Origin of the sequence: Paraburkholderia sp. XV (assembly GCF_020177535.1) — a bacterium.
Classification (GTDB): Bacteria; Pseudomonadota; Gammaproteobacteria; order Burkholderiales; family Burkholderiaceae; genus Paraburkholderia; species Paraburkholderia caribensis.
In genome coordinates this window covers 1-3,090 of the sequence record NZ_JAGUUD010000244.1, presented here as the reverse complement: position 1 = coordinate 3,090, position 3,090 = coordinate 1, and the positions used below count along the sequence as shown (strand labels likewise).

General features: G+C 60.7%; 3 protein-coding genes. All 3 read right to left on the bottom strand.

Annotated features, from left to right (window positions below):
• The coding region (locus tag KFO72_RS41645) for a ferritin-like domain-containing protein (RefSeq protein ID WP_225034529.1) at positions 1 to 466 on the bottom strand (466 nt) is incomplete at its 3' end.
• Positions 467 to 559: 93 nt separating this feature from the next.
• Positions 560 to 1,729 carry a zinc-dependent alcohol dehydrogenase gene (locus KFO72_RS41640; RefSeq protein ID WP_060610745.1) on the bottom strand — a complete coding sequence of 390 codons (1,170 nt, stop codon included), beginning with the start codon at positions 1,727 to 1,729 and terminating at the stop codon, positions 560 to 562.
• Between the two features lie 274 nt (positions 1,730 to 2,003).
• On the bottom strand, positions 2,004 to 2,888 hold the full coding sequence (locus KFO72_RS41635; protein ID WP_054931696.1) for a manganese catalase family protein: 885 nt from the start codon (positions 2,886 to 2,888) through the stop codon (positions 2,004 to 2,006).
• Between the last annotated feature and the right edge of the window lie 202 nt (positions 2,889 to 3,090).

Here is a 3,090-nt window from a genome sequence, read left to right as displayed (position 1 = left end):
TCTCGGCGAACTGGGAAAGCTTCAGATCGGTCGCTTTCTCTTCTTCCAGCGTTTCCTTCAACAGTTTGACGGCTTCCGTCAAGCCGAGCTGTTTGCCGATCGCACACAGGCTGCCGTAGGCCGCGATCTCGTAGTGTTCGACTTTCTGTGCCGCGGCAACGAGGCCGGCGTCGAGCACCGCGCCTTTTTCGATCTCGTCGATGAGTTCATCCCCCTCTTCGATCAACCCCTCCATGGCGACGCACTTCATGCGCTTGAGCTTGATGCCGCTCACTTCGACGACCTGATCGATGCGCTCGACCTGCCCCTGCGTCTCCTCCAGATGCGTCTTGAACGCGTCGCTCAGTTGCGGATCCGATGCGGCGCGAGACAGCTTCGCGAGCGCTCGGGTCAACTGCTTCTCCGCGCTGTAAATGTCCGACAGCATATGGACAAAGAGATCGTCTACCGTTTTACGTTGTGCCATGTTGCACTCCCTTCGGTTGGAACTTCACTATCGACAGCCAGCGTTGCTGACTTCCTCCCTGTGAGAAGCCGCAGGCGCGACCCGCCCTGCTCCTCACGGTTTCAATACCACCTTGATGCAGCCGTCCTCCTTGTCCCGGAACGTCTTGTACATACCCGGCCCGTCCTGCAGCGGCACGGTGTGAGTAATGACGAACGACGGGTCGATCTGACCTTCCTCGATACGACGCAGCAGATCATCCGTCCAACGGTTGACGTGGGTTTGCCCCATCTTCCAGGTCAGCCCTTTGTTCATCGACGCGCCGAACGGGATCTTGTCGATCAGACCGCCATAGACGCCCGGCACCGACAATATTCCGGCCGGGCGGCAGACATAGATCATTTCCCGCAGCACATGGGGACGGTCCGTCTCCAGCATTACCGCCTGCTTGACCCGGTCGTAGATCGAGTCGAACGAACGGGTTGCGTGCGACTCCATGCCGACGGCATCGATGCACTTCTCGGGCCCTTTGCCCTGCGTCAGTTCCTTGAGCCGGTCGAGTACGCTTTCCTCATCGAAATTGATGGTGATGGCGCCACCGGCCTGAGCCATCGCGAGCCGCTCTGGCACGCGGTCTATCGCAATGACCTGCCGTGCGCCGAGCAGCACGGCGCTGCGGATCGTCATCTGACCGACGGGCCCCGCGCCCCAGATCGCGACGGTATCCTCCGGCTGGATGTCACAGTTCGCTGCCGCCTGCCAGCCCGTCGGAAAGATATCGCCGAGAAAGAGGACCTGTTCGTCCGTCAGTCCGGCCGGGATTTTCACGTGCGTGGTGTCCGCCATCGGGACGCGTACGAATTCGGCTTGCCCGCCCGGGTAGCCCCCCGTCAGATGCGAGTAGCCAAACAGTCCGGCGGTGGTATGTCCGAACACCTTGTCTGCTTTGTCCCGGTTACGATTACTGCGCTCGCAAACTGAGAAGTTTCCGCGTCGGCACTGATCGCACTCGCCGCAGATGATCGTGAACGGCACAACCACACGGTCACCTGGCTTGAGCTTGTGGTTGTCCCTGCCTACTTCGACCACTTCACCCATGAACTCATGTCCCATGATGTCGCCGCTTTCCATGGTCGGCATGAAGCCGTCGAACAGATGGAGATCCGATCCGCAGATCGCGCACGAACTCACCTTCACAATCGCGTCGCGCCCTTCCTCGATAACGGGATCCGGAACCGTGTCGCACCGGATGTCGTGCTTGCCATGCCAACGAAGCGCTCTCATGTGCTTCTCCATGGAAATACTGCGATGATCGAGGCGTAACACGCCTCGTGCCGTCCAGCAGCAATGGCTATTCCAGACGGTCCGCGGTTACGCCTTCAGGGATGTGCATCGGCCGTCTCTCACTTACGGAACGCAGGTCTCGTCATCAGCCAGAACAGCAGCGTGGAATTGCGCAGGCGGTCCCCGCATTTCTGCGCCGTTGCGGCAGGGGGATGCCTGCACAGACGCGGTTCGCCGCCGCAACTGACCGTCCTTGGCGAACCGCGTTCCAACGTTATTTCTGCACTGCCGCTTCCTGGTTCGCGCCAAGATCGGCGCCAGTGACAGGATCGCTGTCAGGCGCAGAGGCGGTGCGCGAAGCCATTGCGCTCAACAGTTCGACCTGTTCAGGAGATACCTGAACGCTGGCAAGCCCATCGCCTCCGTCGACTGCCGGCTCGGGCTTTTCCACGAACTCCCAGCCCGGGCCCTGATTCCACGGCCCGCGCGGCGCATCATCGCCGTCGGACATGTTGTAGTAGACATTGGTGAACTGCGGCACGCCCGGCAATTTGCCTTGTGGAAAATTCGGCTGGATTGAATGCAAGGCCTTCTCGAATGATTTCTGATGCGCGATCTCCCGCGTCATCAGGAACCCGAGCGCATCCTGAATACCCGGGTCATCGGTCACGTTGATCAACCGTTCATAGACGATTTTTGCGCGCGCTTCTGCCGCGATGTTCGACCGAAGGTCGGCGGTCGGTTCGCCGATCGTGTCGATGTAGGCAGCAGTCCACGGCACGCCCGCAGAGTTGGTGAGCGCCGGCCCGCCGCCATACAGCAACGAAGTAACGTGCGAATCGTTGCCGCCGCTGGTGAGCGATCGATAAAGTTCGGCTTCCTGCTCGACGCCTTCCGCAAGCTGGCCTTTCGCGCCCTTGTTGAGCATCGCGACAATCGAACCAATGATCTCCAGGTGACTGAGTTCTTCCGTCGCGATGTCGAACAGCATGTCGCGCCGGCCCGGATCCTCCTCGCTTACCGCCTGCGTGAAATACCGGCACGCCGCCGCGAGTTCGCCCTGAGGCCCGCCGAACTGCTCGAGCAGCAGGTTGGCGAGCCCCGGGTTGGGCGCTGCGACGCGTACGGTGTATTGCAATCTCTTGTTGTGAACGAACATGGCATTTCTCCAATGGATGTGACGGGACCTCTCACGACGTACTTCACGCCCCTGGCGGGCGAAAGAACTTCGCATCTGGAATGACATCAGGCTTGACTGGCGGTACGGACCGAAGACGAACGCAGGCGGGTGCGGGATGCCATCGAACCGGTCTCAGAGCGGTGGCTCTGGCGTGGTTGCGCGCAGGAACGCAAGGGCTCAA

Coding starts and splice junctions, on each gene's coding strand:
- KFO72_RS41635 (WP_054931696.1), bottom strand. CDS start 2,888: ATGTTCGTTCACAACAAGAGATTGCAATACACCGTACGCGTCGCAGCG.
- KFO72_RS41640 (WP_060610745.1), bottom strand. CDS start 1,729: ATGAGAGCGCTTCGTTGGCATGGCAAGCACGACATCCGGTGCGACACG.